Below are 14,751 nucleotides of genomic sequence, written 5' to 3'. Positions count from 1 at the left end.
GCCCTCCCGCCCGCGCCGGGAGCCGCCGCACCGCCGGGAGATCGGGTACGCGTCGCGGCGCCCGCCTCACGTGATGCCGAGGCGGCCCGGCGGCGGCCGGGCGCGGGGGCCGAACGCGAGCTGACCCGCGAGCGCGTCGTGCGGGCGGCCATCGAGATCGCCGACGCGGAGGGGCTGCCGGCGCTGTCGATGCGCGGTGTGGCGGCCCGGCTCGGGGTCGCGGCCATGTCGCCGTACCGGTACGTCGGAAGCAAGGACGACCTGATCCTGCTCATGGCGGACGCCGCCTTCGGCGAGCTGGGCTACCCCGGCGACGCCCCCGAGGGCTGGCGGGAACGGCTGGAGATCGCGGGCCGTACGCTGTGGGCGATCTTCCGGCGGCATCCGTGGCTGGCGCAGCTCAGCCCGCTCGGCAGGCCGCTGGCGCTGCCCGGGCTGACCGTGCACGCCGACTGGGCGCTGGCCGCCCTCGACGGCCTCGGCCTCGATCCGGCGACCGTGCTCGACGTCCACATCCTGCTCTACAGCCACGTGCAGGGCCTCGCGATCAACCTGGAGCGCGAGGCCCAGATCGCGGCGGCGACCGGGCTGTCCGAGGAGCAGTGGATGGACGTCCAGGGCCCGGCGCTGAGCGCCATCGCGGGGTCGGGGCGCTACCCGGCCTTCGCCAAGGTCATCGGCGGCCTGGGCGAGGACGGGTACGACTTCCGCCTCGACGACCTGTTCGAGCTCGGCATGCGGCTCCTGCTCGACGGCGTCACCTGCCTGGCGGAGCGGAGCCGCGCCTCCGGACGGTGATTAAAGTGGCGGCATGAGCGAGCGTAGCGAGCGAATCAATAGGCACAGTGTCTGGCCCATGCCGCTCGGAGCCGGAGGCGAGGAGCGAGCATGAGTCCGAGGATCGCGACCGCCGAGAAGGTCTCCCGTGAGCAGTTGCTCGACTTCGTCCGTGATCGCCACCGGGCGATCCTGATCACGACGAGACGCGACGGCGGCCCCCAGGCGTCCCCGGTGACCTGCGGAGTCGACGCCGAGGGCCGTATCGTCGTGTCGACGTACCCCGAACGCGCCAAGACCCGCAACGCCCGTCGCGATCCGCGGGCGAGCGTGGTCGTGCTGTCGGACGACTTCGACGGGCCGTGGGTGCAGGTGGACGGCACCGCCGAGGTGCTCGACCTGCCGGAGGCCCTGGAGCCGCTGGTCGAGTACTACCGCTCGATCTCCGGGGAGCACCCCGACTGGGAGGAATACCGCGCCGCCATGGTCCGCCAGGGCAAGTCGCTGGTGCGGATCACCCCGACGTCCTGGGGGCCGGTGGCCACCGGCGGATTCCCGCCGCGTCTGGCGTGACGCGCCGGCCCGGAACCGGCCCGTGAGCCGCGCGCGGCTGTGGCCGTTGTACGCCGCCGGGTTCACCACCGCCTTCGGCGCGCACGGCATCGCGGCCAACCTCGGCGTGACCGGCGACGGCGCGGGAGCGTCCCTGCTCCGGCTCGGCCTGCTGCTCGCCCTCTACGACGGCGCCGAGGTCGTGCTCAAACCGGCGTTCGGCACGCTGGCCGACCGGGTCGGACCGCGGCCGGTGCTCGTGGGCGGCCTCGTCGCGTTCGTCCTCGCCTCGGGCGTCTACGTGGTGGCGGCCCGGCCCCATGGTCTCCGGGACGCCGGGTGGCTCCTGGCGGCGAGGCTGGGGCAGGGCGCGGCGGCCTCGGCGTTCTCGCCCGCGGCGTCCGCGCTGGTCGCACGGCTGACCTCGGAGAGCGCTCGCGGCCGGGCCTTCGGCTCGTACGGCTTCTACAAGAGCATCGGCTACACGCTCGGCCCCTTCCTCGGCGGGGCGGTCGTCGCGGCAGGCGGCCTGCGCTCGCTGTTCGCGGTCATGGCCGCGCTGGCCGCCGCGGTGGCCTGCTGGGCGGCCCTCACGGTGCCCCGGGTGCCGCCGCTGCCGCGCGCCAGGCAGACCGTGGGCGACCTCGCCCGGCGTCTCGCCGATCCCGGGTTCCTGCGGCCGGTGACGGCCTTGGCGGCGGGGACTGCGGCGCTGTCGGTGGGGGTCGGCTTCCTGCCGGTGTCCGGCCGGGCGGACGGGCTTGGCCCGATCACGACCGGTGCGGCCGTCTCCGTGCTGGCCGCGTGCGCCGCCCTCGTCCAGCCGCTCGCGGGCCGGGCGCTCGACGCGAGGAGGATCAGCCCGGTCCGCGGCCTGGCCACCGGGCTGCTGCTCTGCGCGGCGGCCTTCGCGCTCGCGGCCGTCCCGGGCGTGGTCCCGCTGGTCCTCGCGGCGGCGACGGCGGGCGCTGGGATCGGGCTGGTCACCCCGCTCGGGTTCGCCGTTCTGGCCGGGGCCACACCTCCCGAGCGCATGGGCCAGACCATGGGAAGCGCCGAGGTGGGCCGGGAGATCGGCGACGCGGGCGGCCCGCTCCTCGTCGGGGCGGTCGCGACCGCGCTGTCCCTGACCTCGGGTTACCTGCTGCTCGCCGGGCTGCTCGCGGGGGCCGCCCTGTACGCGGGCAGGCGCGGGCGGTGGCCGGCCTGAATCAGGCCGCCCGAGGCCTATGTCGTAACAGTGGACGAGCCACCGGGTGAGGTGCGGGCCGTGGCGCCGAGGAGTTGCCGCTGTACGCCCTCGGGAACGCTCTTTTTCCAGCGAGGAAAAAGCGGTTTCCGCAGGATCGGGGATGCGGCTAGCCTCGGATGCCGCCACGAGCGCCGGGGCCGCGAACCGGCGCGGACAAGGACGACGCATGCCCGACCCGCTCACCACACCGGCCGCCGAGCTTCCCGTACGCCGGCTCGGACCCGAGGACCTGGATCGATGCCTCGCCCTCAGCGAGGACAGGGCCTGGGCCCGGGAGGAGCGCAAGTGGCTGTTCCTCCTGGAGAACGCCGAGGTCTACGCGATCGACGCCCCTTCGGGAGAGCTTGCGGGCACGGTCACGCTGACCCGGTACGGCACGGCCGCGGCGGGCATCGGCATGATGCTCGTCGCCACCCGGTATGGCGGACGCGGGCTGGGCAGGCGGCTGATGACGCACGTGCTCGACGCGGCCGGTGACGCGACCGTCTTCCTCTGGGCAACCGAGGCCGGCCGGCCGCTGTACGAGAAGCTCGGGTTCGAGACGCTGGGCGTGACGGAGGCGCGTGTGGGGCGCCTGCGCGCCGGGGACGACCCCGTCCTGTCGAGGCCGGCCGACCTCGGCGCCGATCTCCACGCCCTGCTCGCGCTCGACGGGGAGGTCTTCGGCGCCGACCGGGCCGGGCTGCTCGCGCGGGTGTTCGCCTTCGCCGAGGAGGTCAGGGTCGCCGAGGACGAGACGGGGCTGACCGGCTACGCCGTGTCGTGGCGCAGCATGGACACCCTGTTCATCGGGCCGGTGGTCGCCGGCGACGAGGCGGTCGCCCGCGCGCTCGTCACCGACCTCGCGCGGAACGCCGACGGCCTGGTGCGGATCGAGGTCGAGCGCGCCCGGCCGGGCCTGCTGGACTGGCTCGGCGAGCGGGGCGTGTCCCCGGCGTTCTCGACGTCCTTCATGGTCCACGGCGACAGGCCGCTCCCCGGCGACCGGACCCGCATGTTCGCCCCACTGATGCTCGCGATGGGCTGAGCGCGGCGGCCGCCGCCCGGCCTTGGCCCCTACCCCATCGGAGAATGAGGGTTCTCTCGTCCGGGAAGAAGAGCACGATGAGCACACGTCCGCCGCTTCCGCCGTTCACCGAGGAGACCGCCAGGCAGAAGGTGCAGGCCGCCGAGGACGCCTGGAACACCAGGGACCCGGAACGTGTCGCGCTCGCGTACACCGAGGATTCGGTGTGGCGCAACCGCTCGGAGTTCCTGACCGGACGGGAGGAGATCGTCGCCTTCCTGCGCCGCAAGTGGGAGCGCGAGCGGGACTACGCCCTGCGCAAGGACCTGTGGACCTTCGGCGGCGACCGCATCGCCGTACGGTTCCAGTACGAGTGGCACGACGCCGAGGGCCGGTGGTGGCGCAGTTACGGCAACGAACTGTGGGAGTTCACCGCCGACGGGCTGATGAGCCGCAGGGAGGCGAGCATCAACGACGTGCCGATCGAGGAGAGCGAGCGGCGCATCCGCGGCCCGCGCCCCGAGTCCGAGCGCGGGGCAGGCCTTCCGCTCGCCTGACCGTCGGGGGCGGCCCTGGGTCTGTCACCTGGCCATGCTGCCGAGGGATTCGGCGCGGAGCGCGTCCGGAGCGCAGGCGGGCAGTCCGGCGCCGCCGGATGGCGCGTGTAGACGTGCTGGTCCGGGGCGATGAGGTTGATCCCGGTGACATAGCTGCCCGAGGCCGCGGGGATTCCGGTCAGGAACGCGATGACCGCCTGGGCGGTCAGGTGGCCCGACACTCCGGCCGAGGGCGCGAGCACGTCCGGCCCGCCGAGGTCGACGGGGATCCCGGGCGCGAGAGGGGCGTCGACGCTCGCGGTCAGGCACTCGTAGCACGGGCCGCCGGGAGTGAACGCCGCCACGCTCACCAGCGGGCCGTTGTAACCGCCGAGCGCCCACGGGATCTTCTCCGACAGGCAGGCCCGGTTGGCCCAGATGCGGATGCCGCCCCGGCCGGCCGGTTCGTCGGCGCACATCGCCACCGCGTCGAACCCGCGTACGAGGTCGAGCATGTCCTCCTCGCACTCGACCGCCCGGGTCTCCCCGGTCACGCGGACGGAGGAGTTGACCTCGGCGAGCCGGGCGACGGCCACGTCCACCTTGGGACTGCCGATGTCGGCCTCCCGATAGAGGGCCTGCCGCGTCAGGTTGGACAGCTCGACCAGGTCGTGGTCCACGCAGTGGATCTCGCCGACGCCGCACGCGGCGAGCGCCCAGGCCGTGTGACTGCCGGTGCCGCCCAGCCCGAAGACGAGCACGCGCGAGCGCTTCAGGCGGACCTGCGCCTCCCAGCCGTGCTCGCGCGGCGCGAGGCCGCTGCCGCGGAAGAACGCCGCGTTGCGTGAGTAGCGCTCGAGTTCCCGCAGGCTGAGCTCCTCGGGCCGCGGACCGGCGGCGTCCTCCACGTAGCCCGACTTCAGCAGGAGATCGACGACGCCGGTCGCCTCGGCCTCGGTGAGCCCCGGGAACGCGCGGAGCAGACGGGCGGCGACCTCCTCCGGGGTCCTCGTGCCGTCCATGGAGTTCAGGGCCGCCCAGACGTGGCCGTCCGGATCGCTGATCTCCCGGGCGGCGCCGCCTATCCGGATCCGGTCGTTGCCGTACCTGTGGGGGCGGTGCTGGGCTTTCACACGTGGCAACCGCAAGGCGACCTCTCGGCATCGCGAGCGGGACAACAATCGACAGATGGATCTTTCTGGAAGTGTCCACTCATGTCAAGGCGAATTCCGAAGCGGCATCACCCCTGGAAGCGGTGGCGACCGGTGCCGTGAGCGGGAGCCGGCCGGTCCGGGCGGGCGGCGCCGCGGTTTTGTCGTACGGCTCGGCTACTTTCCGGATCATGACAGACCGTTCCCCCAACGGCGCGACCGTGTGGGCACGACACAGCAGGCTGCGCGTGGTGCCGCCGGTCCAGCCGCGCAAGCTGGCGAAGGTCCCCTTCGTCGAGCTGGCGGACGGCCGGCTGCAGGGCGTGGTGTCGAGCGGCTCGGACATCGGCCGGGTCTACGTCTCCTCCATCGCCGCCGGCACGCACAACTACAACTGCAGCACCAACAACAACCGCCCCTGCGGCGGCCTGTACGGCTCGCCGTGCAAGCACCTGCGGGCCCTGGTCGCCGAGGCCGTCGTACAGTACGGCGCCGACCGCGTGGCCCGTTACCTGCGGGTCGAGGTCCCCGAGGGCGAGGAGCTGGCCGACTGCCTGGGCGGCGCCCACGAGCCCGCCCCCGCCGCGGTCGTGTTCAGCCGGTTCCTGCGCCACCTGGCCTACCTTGAGGTGCCCGACACCACCCTGCCGATCCCGGAGCTGCACTGGTTCCCGGCCACGGGGACGGTGAGCTGATGCTGGCCGTACAGCTCGCCGCGCTGCTCGGCGGCGACTCGGGAAACGCCGGTGACGGGGCCGGGGAGGCGCTCGCGCTGCTCGACGGCTTCGACGACGCCCTGGTGCACGGCCTCGCCCGGCTCGCCGACGAGCGCGCCGACGCGGTGACCGCGCTGGCCGCGGCGTTCGCGGCCACCCCTCTCGGCGATCGGCTGGCGGAGGCCGCCGACGCGGTCGTGTCCGGTTCGATCACGCAGGAGCATCTGACGGCCCTGGCGGGCGGCCGGGTCGCGTTGTCCGGCGCCGTGCACGACGCCCTGCTCGACAGCCTGGACACGGCGTTGGGGCGGGAGCGAGCGGAATGGCCACCGGCGCCCGACGGCCCGGGGACGGCGGGCGACGCCGGCGCTCAGCCGGCCGGGAACGTGCTCGGCGGCGTCCGCTCCTGGCTGCGCGAGCTGGCCATCACCGGCTGGCGCGGCGTCGACCACGACCTCGTCTCCGCGGCGGACCAGGTCATCGAGGCCCTGCTCGCCGCACCTGATCTGCGCAGGCTCGCGGTGCTGCTCGACGGCTTCGCGGCCGAACTGCGCGCCTGCTGCCCGATCGGCCCGGCGGAGCACCTGCCGGTGCGGCGCTGGGCCGACCTGTGGACCCGCGCCCTGCTGCTGTCGCAGGACGGCGTCCTGACCGGCGAGCCCCGGCCCGCCACCACGGTGTCGGGACGGCTGCTGGCGCTCGGCGTCGACGTGCACGAGCACGGCACCGCCGTCCAGTTCCAGGTGCATGCCGTCCTGGAACCCGCCGGCGGCGGCAGGTCCCGGCTGGTGCGCACCTCCGTCACGGTCGCCAAGGTCGACACCATCGTCGGGCCCGCGCTGTGGAAGCTGGCGCAGCGCCACAAGGTGCTGCTCGCCGCGCTGGCCGACGGCCGCAGCGTAGAGATCACGGACATGCCCCTGCTCGACAGCGGTGACCTCGTCTGGGACGACGACCGCGCCTTCGTGAGCAAGCCCGCCGACCCGTTGGCGACCGCCCGGCTGTGCCTGCCCGGCGCGCTCGCCCCGGCGGTGCCGCCCCTCGACCGCGTTCCCGTACGCATCGCAGAACCGGTGCTGGTGGAGGGCTACAAGGTCACCAAGGACGGCTCCTTCGACCTGGGCGGAACGGTCCTCGCCGTGGACGCGGAACGGCTGCCCGACTGCGGTCCGCTCACGCCCAAGCTGGTGGCGGCCTCGTCGGCGTGCGTGGGACTGGTCCGGTGGGACGCCGGCCGCTGGACGCTGCAGCCGCTCGCCGTGCAGGCGAAGGTCAAGCGGGAGGCGGTGGTGGCCGCCACCGGCGACTGGGCGCTCGGCCCCACCGACCCCAAGGCGGCCAAGGCCGAGGCCAGGGCGGCGGACGCGGTCACCGTGCTGCGGGAACGAGCCGGACGGTTGCTGCGACGATGAGCGACGACCTCTCCACCACCGGCATCCCCACGACCGGCGACGACGGTCTGACGAACGCCGACCGGAATCGGCGTCAGGTGCTCTACTGGCGGCTGCTCGCCCGGCTGTTCGACCACGAGGAGCAGCCCGCGCTGGAGACCGCCGGCATCGCGGTCGTCGGCGACCTGGGCCTGCCCGCCGGACTGCTCGACCCGGCCGTGTCGGTCGACTCGCTGGTGCAGCGCTTCCCCGAACTGTCCGCCGAGTTCGAGACCCTGCTGACGCCGGACGAGCACGTGCCGGGCGGCGAGGTGCGCCGGGCGGCACTCGTCTCGAAGCTGCTGCTCAACGTCTTCGCCACCGGTTCCGGTGACGTCAGCGCCACCCGGCTCGCGACCTGGCAGCGCGACGCCGCCTGGCTCAAGTGGGCCCTGTGCGCGGGGTCGGCGCCTGGATCGGGCGCGGGCGCGGGGACGGACGCGGCACCGGGAGAACCGGGCGGCGAAACCGGAGCGGAGGCCGAGACCGGCTCGGGGGCCGGCCCCACGGCCGGGTCCGGGCGGGGCTCCGGCGTCAGGATCGGCGACGACGACCTGGCCAAGGCGCTGGCCGGCATCGAAGCCGACCTGGTCAGCCGCATGCGGCTGCGCGAGGTCCTGGCCGACCCGGCCCTGGCGCGGCAGCTCACGCCCAGCATGTCGCTGGTCGAGCAGTTGCTGCGCGACAAGGCCAACCTGTCGGGGGTGGCACTTGCCAACGCGAAGGCGCTGATCCGCAGGTTCGTCGACGAGGTCGCCGAGGTGCTGCGCACACAGGTCGAGAAGGCCAGTGTGGGCGCGATCGACCGGTCGGTGCCGCCGAAGCGGGTGTTCCGCAACCTGGACCTCGACCGCACGATCTGGAAGAACCTCACCAACTACAGCCCCGAGGACCAGCGGCTCTACGTCGACCGGCTCTACTACCGGCACACCGCGAGGCGTACGACACCGGCCAGGATGATCGTGGTGGTCGACCAGTCCGGTTCCATGGTCGACGCGATGGTCAACTGCACCATCCTGGCGTCCATCTTCGCCGGGCTGCCCAAGGTCGACGTGCACCTGGTCGCGTACGACACCCGCGCGCTCGACCTCACCCCGTGGGTGCACGATCCGTTCGAGGTGCTGCTGCGCACCCAGCTCGGCGGCGGCACCGACGGCACCGCCGCCCTGGCCCTCGCCCAGCCGAAGGTCGCCGACCCCCGCAACACGGTGGTCGTGTGGATCTCGGACTTCTACGAGTGGAACTGCCCGGCCGTCTACGCCGGCATGGAGGCGCTGCACCGATCCGGCGTACGGCTCATCCCCGTGGGCTCGGTGGACAGCGGCGGCCAGCAGAGCGTCAACCCGTGGTTCCGGCAGAAGCTCAAGGACCTGGGCACGCCGGTGATCTCGGGCCACATCCGCAAGCTCGTGTTCGAACTCAAGAACTTCCTCGCCTAGGAGACCCCCTCACATGACCAACGAGATGCTCCGCGCGCCCGCCGAGGTGAAGTACGCCGAGGAGCTCGACTGGCTCGAGTCGATCGACGACGGCCCCAAGCCGTTCTCCTGGCGGCTCAGCCCCCGGATGGTCCGCCTGTTCGTGCTCGGCAGCGAGCGGTCCGACGGCCTGGACCGCGAGATCCCGCAGAAGTGGTTCGGCGACCGGAGCTTCGTCGAGCGCAGCATCGTGACGCTCGCCTCCGACCGCGGCCTGCTGCTGATCGGCGACCCGGGCACCGGCAAGAGCTGGCTGGCCGAGCTGCTGTCCGCCGCCATCTGCCGAGACTCCACCCTGGTCGTGCAGGGAACGGCGGGCACCACCGAGGACCACATCAAGTATTCGTGGAACGTCTCGATGGTGATCGCCAAGGGCCAGTCCCGTGAGTCGATGATCCCCTCGCCGATCATGACGGCGATGGAGCAGGGCATGATCGGCCGCTTCGAGGAGCTCACCCGCGCCACCAGCGACGTGCAGGACGCCCTGATCTCGATCCTTTCGGAGAAGTACGTCTCCATTCCCGAGCTGGACACCGACAACACGGTGTTCGCCAGGCCCGGGTTCTCGATCATCGCCACCGCCAACAGCCGGGACCGGGGCGTCAACGACCTGTCCTCGGCACTGAAACGGCGGTTCAACTTCGTCCGCATCCCCGTGGTGACGAGCAAGGCCAGCGAGGCCGAGATCGTCCGCTTCCGCACCACAGAACTGCTGCGCCGGCACCGCATCGAACTGGACGTGCCGCCCGCGCTCCTGGACATCCTGCTGCAGAGCTTCGCCGACCTGCGTGCCGCGGCGGCGTCGGCCACGAGCGAGGACGAGAAGCTGGAGTCGGCCCTGTCCACCGCCGAGCAGATCGGCGTGCTTGAGGACGCCATCCTGCACAGCCACTTCTTCGGCGACCGCACGCTGCGCGCCGAGACGCTGGCCGGCGCCCTGGTCGGCTCGCTGGCCAGGCGCGCCCCGGAGGACCTGGCCATCCTCAACAAGTACTGGCACGGCGTGGTCGAACCCCGCAGCAAGAACGACGGAGGCGAGTGGACACGGTTCCTCGACGGCGGCCGTCAGGCGATCTCGACGCTGTCATGAGCACCTTCGACGCCCTGCGCGAGCAGCTTCTCGACGCCGCCGCGGCCTTCTCCGGCGGCAAGGACGCACCGCCTTCCCAGACCCTGGCCGGCATCCTGTCCGGCATGGTCGGCGACGTCGACCGCATGCTGCGCGAGGAGCTGGAGATCTTCCCGGTGTGCCACCACTCGCCGGCCTCCGCCCTGGCCATGACCCGGCGGCTGCGCGACAAGCGGCCCAAGGTGGTCTACCTGGAGCTGTGCGAGGACCTGCGTCCGCTCCTGGACGAGCTGCGCAACTGCCGGCTGCCGGTGGCGCTGCAGGCGTTCGCCACCCAGCTCGACGGGTTCCCGCCCGGCTCCGGACCGCTCAGCGTGATCGCGCCGGTCACGGAGGCGTCGGCGGAGTATCAGGCCATCGCGTACGCGCTCGACACCCCCGGCGTCGAGATCGTGCTGGTCGACCGCTCGGTGGACCACGTCTTCCAGTGGCTGCCGCAGGAGACCGACGGCTCGGCTCCGCAGGAGTCCGGCTCGATCGAAGACGCGCAGGGCGACGAGGTCGCGTTGCATGGGGACGCCGTGGGAGTCGAGATCGGCGACCTGCGTCCGCGCTTCGCCGAGCTGGAAAAGCACCTGCTGCACCACGGCAAGGTGCGGCACTGGTCGGAGTGGTGGGACCAGTACGTCGAGCAGCCGCTGACCGGGGCCGACTACGACACCTACCGCCAGGCGATGGCGCTGGTCGGCAGCCTGTTCCGGCGGCTGCGCCCCGACGGGGACGACCGCCTGGCCGTCGACGAGGAACGCGAGCGCTACATGTGGACGCGCATCCGCGAGCACCTCGCCGCGTCGGGCGCCGACCCCGCCGACTGCCTGTACGTGTGCGGGGCCTTCCACGCCGTCAGCACGGTCGCCGAGTTCGGCCTGCGGTCCGAGGCGCCGCCGTACGCGATCGGTCCGCGCACGGGCACCCGCTGGCTCTACGGGCTGATCCCCTCCAGCCACTCCGCGATCGAGGCGCAGTTCGGCCTGGCCCAAGGTTCGGTGTCCATCGCCGCCGCCACCTGGGCCAAGGCGGTCAAGCGCGGGGGCGTCACGCCCTACCGGCTGGAGGGACAGGAGGGCGGACGCGGGAAGCGGGCCGCCAAAGCCGTCAAAGCGGCCAAGGCCGCACCGCCCGTCGCCGCCGAGCCGGAGGCCGACCGGTTGTCGGGGTTCCTCGCCACCCCGCCGGCGCTCGACGGGCTGGACGAGGACGAACTGCGCGGATGGTGCGTCGACATCGTGCGGCTGGCCCGCCGCAACGGCTATCTGGCCAGCACGGCCGACGCCATCGCCGTGTTCGAGACGTCGATCCTGCTCGCCGGGTTGCGCGGCCGGGCCAGGCCCACGCCGTACGACTTCGCCGACGCGGCCGTCACCTGCATCGAGAAGGACGTGGTGCCGGGCCGCCGGGACGTCCGCCGCCTGTGCGAGATCCTCCTGGGCGGCGACAAGATCGGGATGGTCGGCTACGACGCGCTGCCCCCGCTGGCCCGCGACGTGTACGACCGGTTGGAGCCCCTCGGGCTCGACCTGACCAAGCGCACCCAGCAGCGGGTGCTGCTCGACCTCAAGGCGGATCCCGAGCTGGAGCCGTGCTCCGACCTGCTGTGGACGCTGCGTTACCTGCTGCCGGACGGCGCGATCCGGCCGATCATGGGGGCGCGCCGCCTCGGCGAGCGGCCGATCCAGGAGAGCTGGGACGTCGCGCTCGGCCGGCACCAGCGGGAGATCATCGAGCTGGGCTACGAGGGTGTCACGGTCGAACAGGTGCTGGAGCAGCGGCTGCGCCGCCGGGCGTGGGATCCCCAGGCCACGGCGGGAGTCGCGCTCGCGGCCGTCGAGGACGCCATCCTCTACCTGGGCGGCCGCCGTCTCGCCGGCGAGCTCGGCGCCCGCGCCGTCGAGCTGCTGGCCGCCGAGCGCACCGTGGACGACGCACCCGAGGTGCTGCGCCGGATCAGGCGGCTGCTGACCTACTACCGGGCGAGCGAACCGGAGCTGCCCGCCTGGTGCGAGGACTTCGTCACGGCCGGATACGCCCACTACTGCACGCTGCTGCCCACCGCCTTCACCGACGACGACACCGGCGTGCGTCAGGTCGGCGCGATGCTCGGCTTCCTGTTCACGCTGGAGAGCCTCGCGCTGTCGCTGGGCTGCGACCGGGCCCAGCTCGAACTGGCCGTACGGCAGTCGCACCCGCGGGCTCCGGCCAAGGTCGCGCTGCTGTGGGCGGCGCAGACGCAGCTGGGCCTGCTGACCAGGGAGGAACTGCGCGCCCGCTGCGACGAGCTGCTGGCCAACCCGCTCGTCGTCCCGGCCTATCCGCTCTATGTCAGCGGGTTCGTCCAGGCGCTCGACCCCGTCCCCGGCCTCGCGCCGTTCGTGGTCGAGGCGCTGTCGAAGGCCTTCGCGCGGCTGCCCGACCCCGTTCTGCTGCCGTGGCTGCCGACGTTGATCACGACGTTGCGCCGGCACGCGCCTGAGCTGGTCCCCGCGCTCGTCCGCGAGGCCGGCCGGACCTTCCCCGGCGCTCTGGCCGAGCTGGACACGTGGATCCCGCCGTGGGAACGGCCGGCCGCACCGGCCCGCAGGGCCCGGGCGCAGCCGCGCCGAGCGGGCCGGTGTCCGCGCTGCTGGCCCGGCATCCGCAGGCGTGCGACGCCGTGGCCGCGCTGCTCGGCTGCACGGCGGAGTGGGGGAGCGCCGAGCGGGAGAACGGCGAGGTGGCGGCCCTGCTCGCCCGGCACCCGGCGACGACCGGCGCGGTCACGGCCCTGCTGCGCCTGTGAACGATGCCCGCGTTCAGGCGGTGGTGGCGTCGGCGAGCAGGTCAGGGACGAGCGAGGCGAGGATCGCCTGGTCCTCCTCACGGCGGGGGGCGTACTCCGTGATCCCCAGGCCGGCGAGGGGAAAACGGGCCGTCAGCGCGCGTACCGTGTCCCGCAACGCCGTGACGGACAGACCGCCGGCCTCGGGGTAGCTGAGCGACCCGAACTCCTCCGGATCGAGAACGTCGAGGTCGATGTGGATGTAGACGGCGGTGCCCCCGGCGGCGGCGACGGCCGGGACCAGGACGCCGGGGTCGGTTGTCAGCTCGGGCACGGTGTGCCAGGCGAGGCCCGCGTCGGTGGCGTAGGCCAGCTCCGCCGGATCCAGCGCGCGGACCCCGGCGAGGATCACCTGCCGGGGACGCAGAGCCCGCGCCGGGACCAGATCGGGATGCCCTTCGCCCAGCAAGGTGCGCAGGACCATGCCATGGAAGGCGTGCGAAGGTGAGGAGCCGGGTGTGTTGAGATCGCCATGGGCGTCGAACCAGACGACGACGAGCCCGTCGCCGTGTCGCGCCAGGGCGGCCGACACCGGCTCCACCTCCACCCCGCAGTCGCCGCCTACCGTGACGACCGTGGCCGCGCCGCACTCGGCGAGCGCGGCGCGGGTGCGGGCGGCGACGGCGGTGAGGACGTCCAGGGCCCGGACGCCGTCCCCCTCGGCGCCCGCGCTGTCCGGAACGGGCACCCGCACGGCCCGCATGGACGGTTCTGCGGACGTCACGGTGGACGCCACCAGGGAGGTCAGCCGTTCGGCGCCGAGGGAGAGGAGCCGGGCGTCGCCGACGCTCGACCCCTGCCATTGGGGCACCTGAACGACCGCGGTCGGAAGCACCGTCCGATCATTCCATGCCGATGCCCACCAGGGCGGGGGCGGTGCCCGTCGTGCCCGGAGGCGCTACCAGTCGCCGTCGCCGCCCTCGTCCTCGTCGTCCTCGAAGATCTCCTCGACGATCTCGCCGGCCACCAGGCCGCCGACGATCCCGGCCGCGCCGGCCGCGGCCACCGCGCCCCAGCCCGGGCCGTCCCGGTGCTCGTAGTGGCCGCCGTGTCCGTAACCGTGCCCGTGGTCCCCGTGCCCGTAACCGTGCTCGTAGCCGCCGTGGTGATCGCCGTACGGCGCACCGTGGTGGGCGCCGTACTGGGTGAGCCCGGTCAGCCAGCGGTCGATCTCGCCCGGCCAGTCCGTGCGCGCCGCGTCGTCGTGACTGACGCGGAAGCGGCCGATGGCGTCGCCGGAGTAACGTCCCGCCCGCTTGTCGGCCTCCAGGATCACCTCCAGACCCGCGGGGTCGGCCACGAAGGTGAGCTCGACCTCCCCCACCACACCGGCGTGCCGCGGGGGCGGGTAGAACTCGACCTCCTGGTAGAACGGCAGCTCCTGGCGCACGCCGTACAGGTGGCCGGCCTCCAGGTCGGCCGACTTGAAGGCGAAACCGAGCTGGAGGAACGCCTCCAGGATGCGGCGCTGCGAGGGGAGCGGCTCGACGGCGATCGGGTCGAGGTCGCCCTTGTCGACGGCCTTCGCGATGCCCACCTCGGTGCGTACGCCGAGCGCCATGCCGGTCAGGCGCTGTCCGTCGATCTCGCTGATCGGGGTCTCCCACGGCACCGGGATCTGGAAGGGGATGCTCCGGTTCTCGCCCTGGCGCAGGGTGAACGGACCGGACACCCGGGCGCGGGAGAACTCGGCGAGCCCCGTGCTCTCGCCGGCGCCGTGCTCGATCTCCACCCCGGCGACCAGGCCGAGAGTGATGTCCTCGATCTCGGCGTCGAAGTCGCCGCCGGACAGTCTCACCTCGCCCGTGAGCACGCCGCCCGGCCGGACTCGTGGGGTGGTCAGTACGGTGTCCACCGAGGGGGCGCCCACCCCGAGAGCGCCCAGCATCCGCTTGAAGACCACGTGTTT

Annotated in this window: 11 protein-coding genes and 2 pseudogenes; 10 read left to right on the top strand and 3 right to left on the bottom strand. The window is 73.1% G+C overall.

Annotation, left to right across the window (positions count from 1 at the left end):
- From B1L11_RS07135 to B1L11_RS07115, 5 genes are all read left to right on the top strand, one after another.
- Nucleotides 1–798, top strand: a 798-nt coding sequence (locus B1L11_RS07135; RefSeq protein WP_079313753.1) for a TetR/AcrR family transcriptional regulator, incomplete at its 5' end; no start/stop codon positions are given.
- 90 nt (nucleotides 799–888) lie between these two features.
- Complete coding sequence (locus tag B1L11_RS07130) at nucleotides 889–1,350, top strand: PPOX class F420-dependent oxidoreductase (protein ID WP_079313741.1); 462 nt, start codon at nucleotides 889–891, stop codon at nucleotides 1,348–1,350.
- 22 nt (nucleotides 1,351–1,372) lie between these two features.
- A complete protein-coding gene (locus B1L11_RS07125) occupies nucleotides 1,373–2,539 on the top strand; it encodes an MFS transporter (RefSeq protein WP_218670946.1) in 1,167 nt (388 codons plus the stop codon).
- Nucleotides 2,540–2,747: 208 nt separating this feature from the next.
- The gene (locus tag B1L11_RS07120) at nucleotides 2,748–3,608 is read left to right on the top strand and encodes a GNAT family N-acetyltransferase (protein WP_079313740.1); all 861 of its coding nucleotides are present in this window, start codon (nucleotides 2,748–2,750) and stop codon (nucleotides 3,606–3,608) included.
- A 77-nt stretch (nucleotides 3,609–3,685) separates the two neighbouring features.
- Nucleotides 3,686–4,144 (top strand): nuclear transport factor 2 family protein, encoded by a 459-nt coding sequence (locus B1L11_RS07115; protein ID WP_079313739.1) that lies wholly within the window; start codon nucleotides 3,686–3,688, stop codon nucleotides 4,142–4,144.
- A 140-nt stretch (nucleotides 4,145–4,284) separates the two neighbouring features.
- Here B1L11_RS07115 and B1L11_RS49955 read toward each other — a convergent pair.
- Nucleotides 4,285–5,145 (bottom strand): annotated as a pseudogene (locus tag B1L11_RS49955) (ThiF family adenylyltransferase); the annotation flags it as partial.
- A gap of 320 nt (nucleotides 5,146–5,465) precedes the next feature.
- On the opposite strand from B1L11_RS49955, the gene B1L11_RS07105 reads away from it, so the two are divergent.
- From B1L11_RS07105 to B1L11_RS07085, 5 genes and pseudogenes are all read left to right on the top strand, one after another.
- Nucleotides 5,466–5,969 carry a hypothetical protein gene (locus B1L11_RS07105; protein ID WP_079313738.1) on the top strand — a complete coding sequence of 168 codons (504 nt, stop codon included), beginning with the start codon at nucleotides 5,466–5,468 and terminating at the stop codon, nucleotides 5,967–5,969.
- Nucleotides 5,969–7,402, top strand: coding sequence for a hypothetical protein (locus B1L11_RS07100; protein WP_079313737.1), 1,434 nt, complete (start codon nucleotides 5,969–5,971; stop codon nucleotides 7,400–7,402). The genes B1L11_RS07105 and B1L11_RS07100 overlap by 1 nt, the downstream gene beginning before the upstream one ends.
- The gene (locus B1L11_RS07095; RefSeq protein WP_079313736.1) at nucleotides 7,399–8,859 is read left to right on the top strand and encodes a VWA domain-containing protein; all 1,461 of its coding nucleotides are present in this window, start codon (nucleotides 7,399–7,401) and stop codon (nucleotides 8,857–8,859) included. The genes B1L11_RS07100 and B1L11_RS07095 overlap by 4 nt, the downstream gene beginning before the upstream one ends.
- Nucleotides 8,860–8,872: 13 nt before the next feature.
- Entirely contained in the window at nucleotides 8,873–9,988 is a 1,116-nt protein-coding gene (locus tag B1L11_RS07090) for an AAA family ATPase (RefSeq protein ID WP_079313735.1), read from the top strand.
- A pseudogene (locus tag B1L11_RS07085) lies at nucleotides 9,985–12,408 on the top strand (DUF5682 family protein); the annotation flags it as partial. The gene B1L11_RS07090 and the pseudogene B1L11_RS07085, both read left to right, overlap by 4 nt.
- Nucleotides 12,409–12,816: 408 nt before the next feature.
- On the opposite strand, the gene B1L11_RS54575 reads toward B1L11_RS07085, so the two are convergent.
- Nucleotides 12,817–13,545 (bottom strand): arginase family protein, encoded by a 729-nt coding sequence (locus tag B1L11_RS54575; RefSeq protein WP_372974650.1) that lies wholly within the window; start codon nucleotides 13,543–13,545, stop codon nucleotides 12,817–12,819.
- A gap of 195 nt (nucleotides 13,546–13,740) precedes the next feature.
- Nucleotides 13,741–14,745, bottom strand: coding sequence for a sporulation protein (locus tag B1L11_RS07075; RefSeq protein WP_079313733.1), 1,005 nt, complete (start codon nucleotides 14,743–14,745; stop codon nucleotides 13,741–13,743).
- Nucleotides 14,746–14,751: the final 6 nt, after the last annotated feature.

Source organism: Microbispora sp. GKU 823 (assembly GCF_002027145.1).
GTDB lineage: Bacteria > Actinomycetota > Actinomycetes > Streptosporangiales > Streptosporangiaceae > Microbispora > Microbispora siamensis.
This window is presented reverse-complemented; position numbering and strand designations above follow the sequence as displayed.

Excerpts from the sequence above, each read along its gene's own strand:
- B1L11_RS07130 (WP_079313741.1), top strand. The coding sequence starts at position 889 with ATGAGTCCGAGGATCGCGACCGCCGAGAAGGTCTCCCGTGAGCAGTTG.
- B1L11_RS07120 (WP_079313740.1), top strand. The coding sequence starts at position 2,748 with ATGCCCGACCCGCTCACCACACCGGCCGCCGAGCTTCCCGTACGCCGG.
- B1L11_RS07115 (WP_079313739.1), top strand. The coding sequence starts at position 3,686 with ATGAGCACACGTCCGCCGCTTCCGCCGTTCACCGAGGAGACCGCCAGG.
- B1L11_RS07105 (WP_079313738.1), top strand. The coding sequence starts at position 5,466 with ATGACAGACCGTTCCCCCAACGGCGCGACCGTGTGGGCACGACACAGC.
- B1L11_RS07100 (WP_079313737.1), top strand. The coding sequence starts at position 5,969 with ATGCTGGCCGTACAGCTCGCCGCGCTGCTCGGCGGCGACTCGGGAAAC.
- B1L11_RS07095 (WP_079313736.1), top strand. The coding sequence starts at position 7,399 with ATGAGCGACGACCTCTCCACCACCGGCATCCCCACGACCGGCGACGAC.
- B1L11_RS07090 (WP_079313735.1), top strand. The coding sequence starts at position 8,873 with ATGACCAACGAGATGCTCCGCGCGCCCGCCGAGGTGAAGTACGCCGAG.
- B1L11_RS54575 (WP_372974650.1), bottom strand. The coding sequence starts at position 13,545 with ATGCGGGCCGTGCGGGTGCCCGTTCCGGACAGCGCGGGCGCCGAGGGG.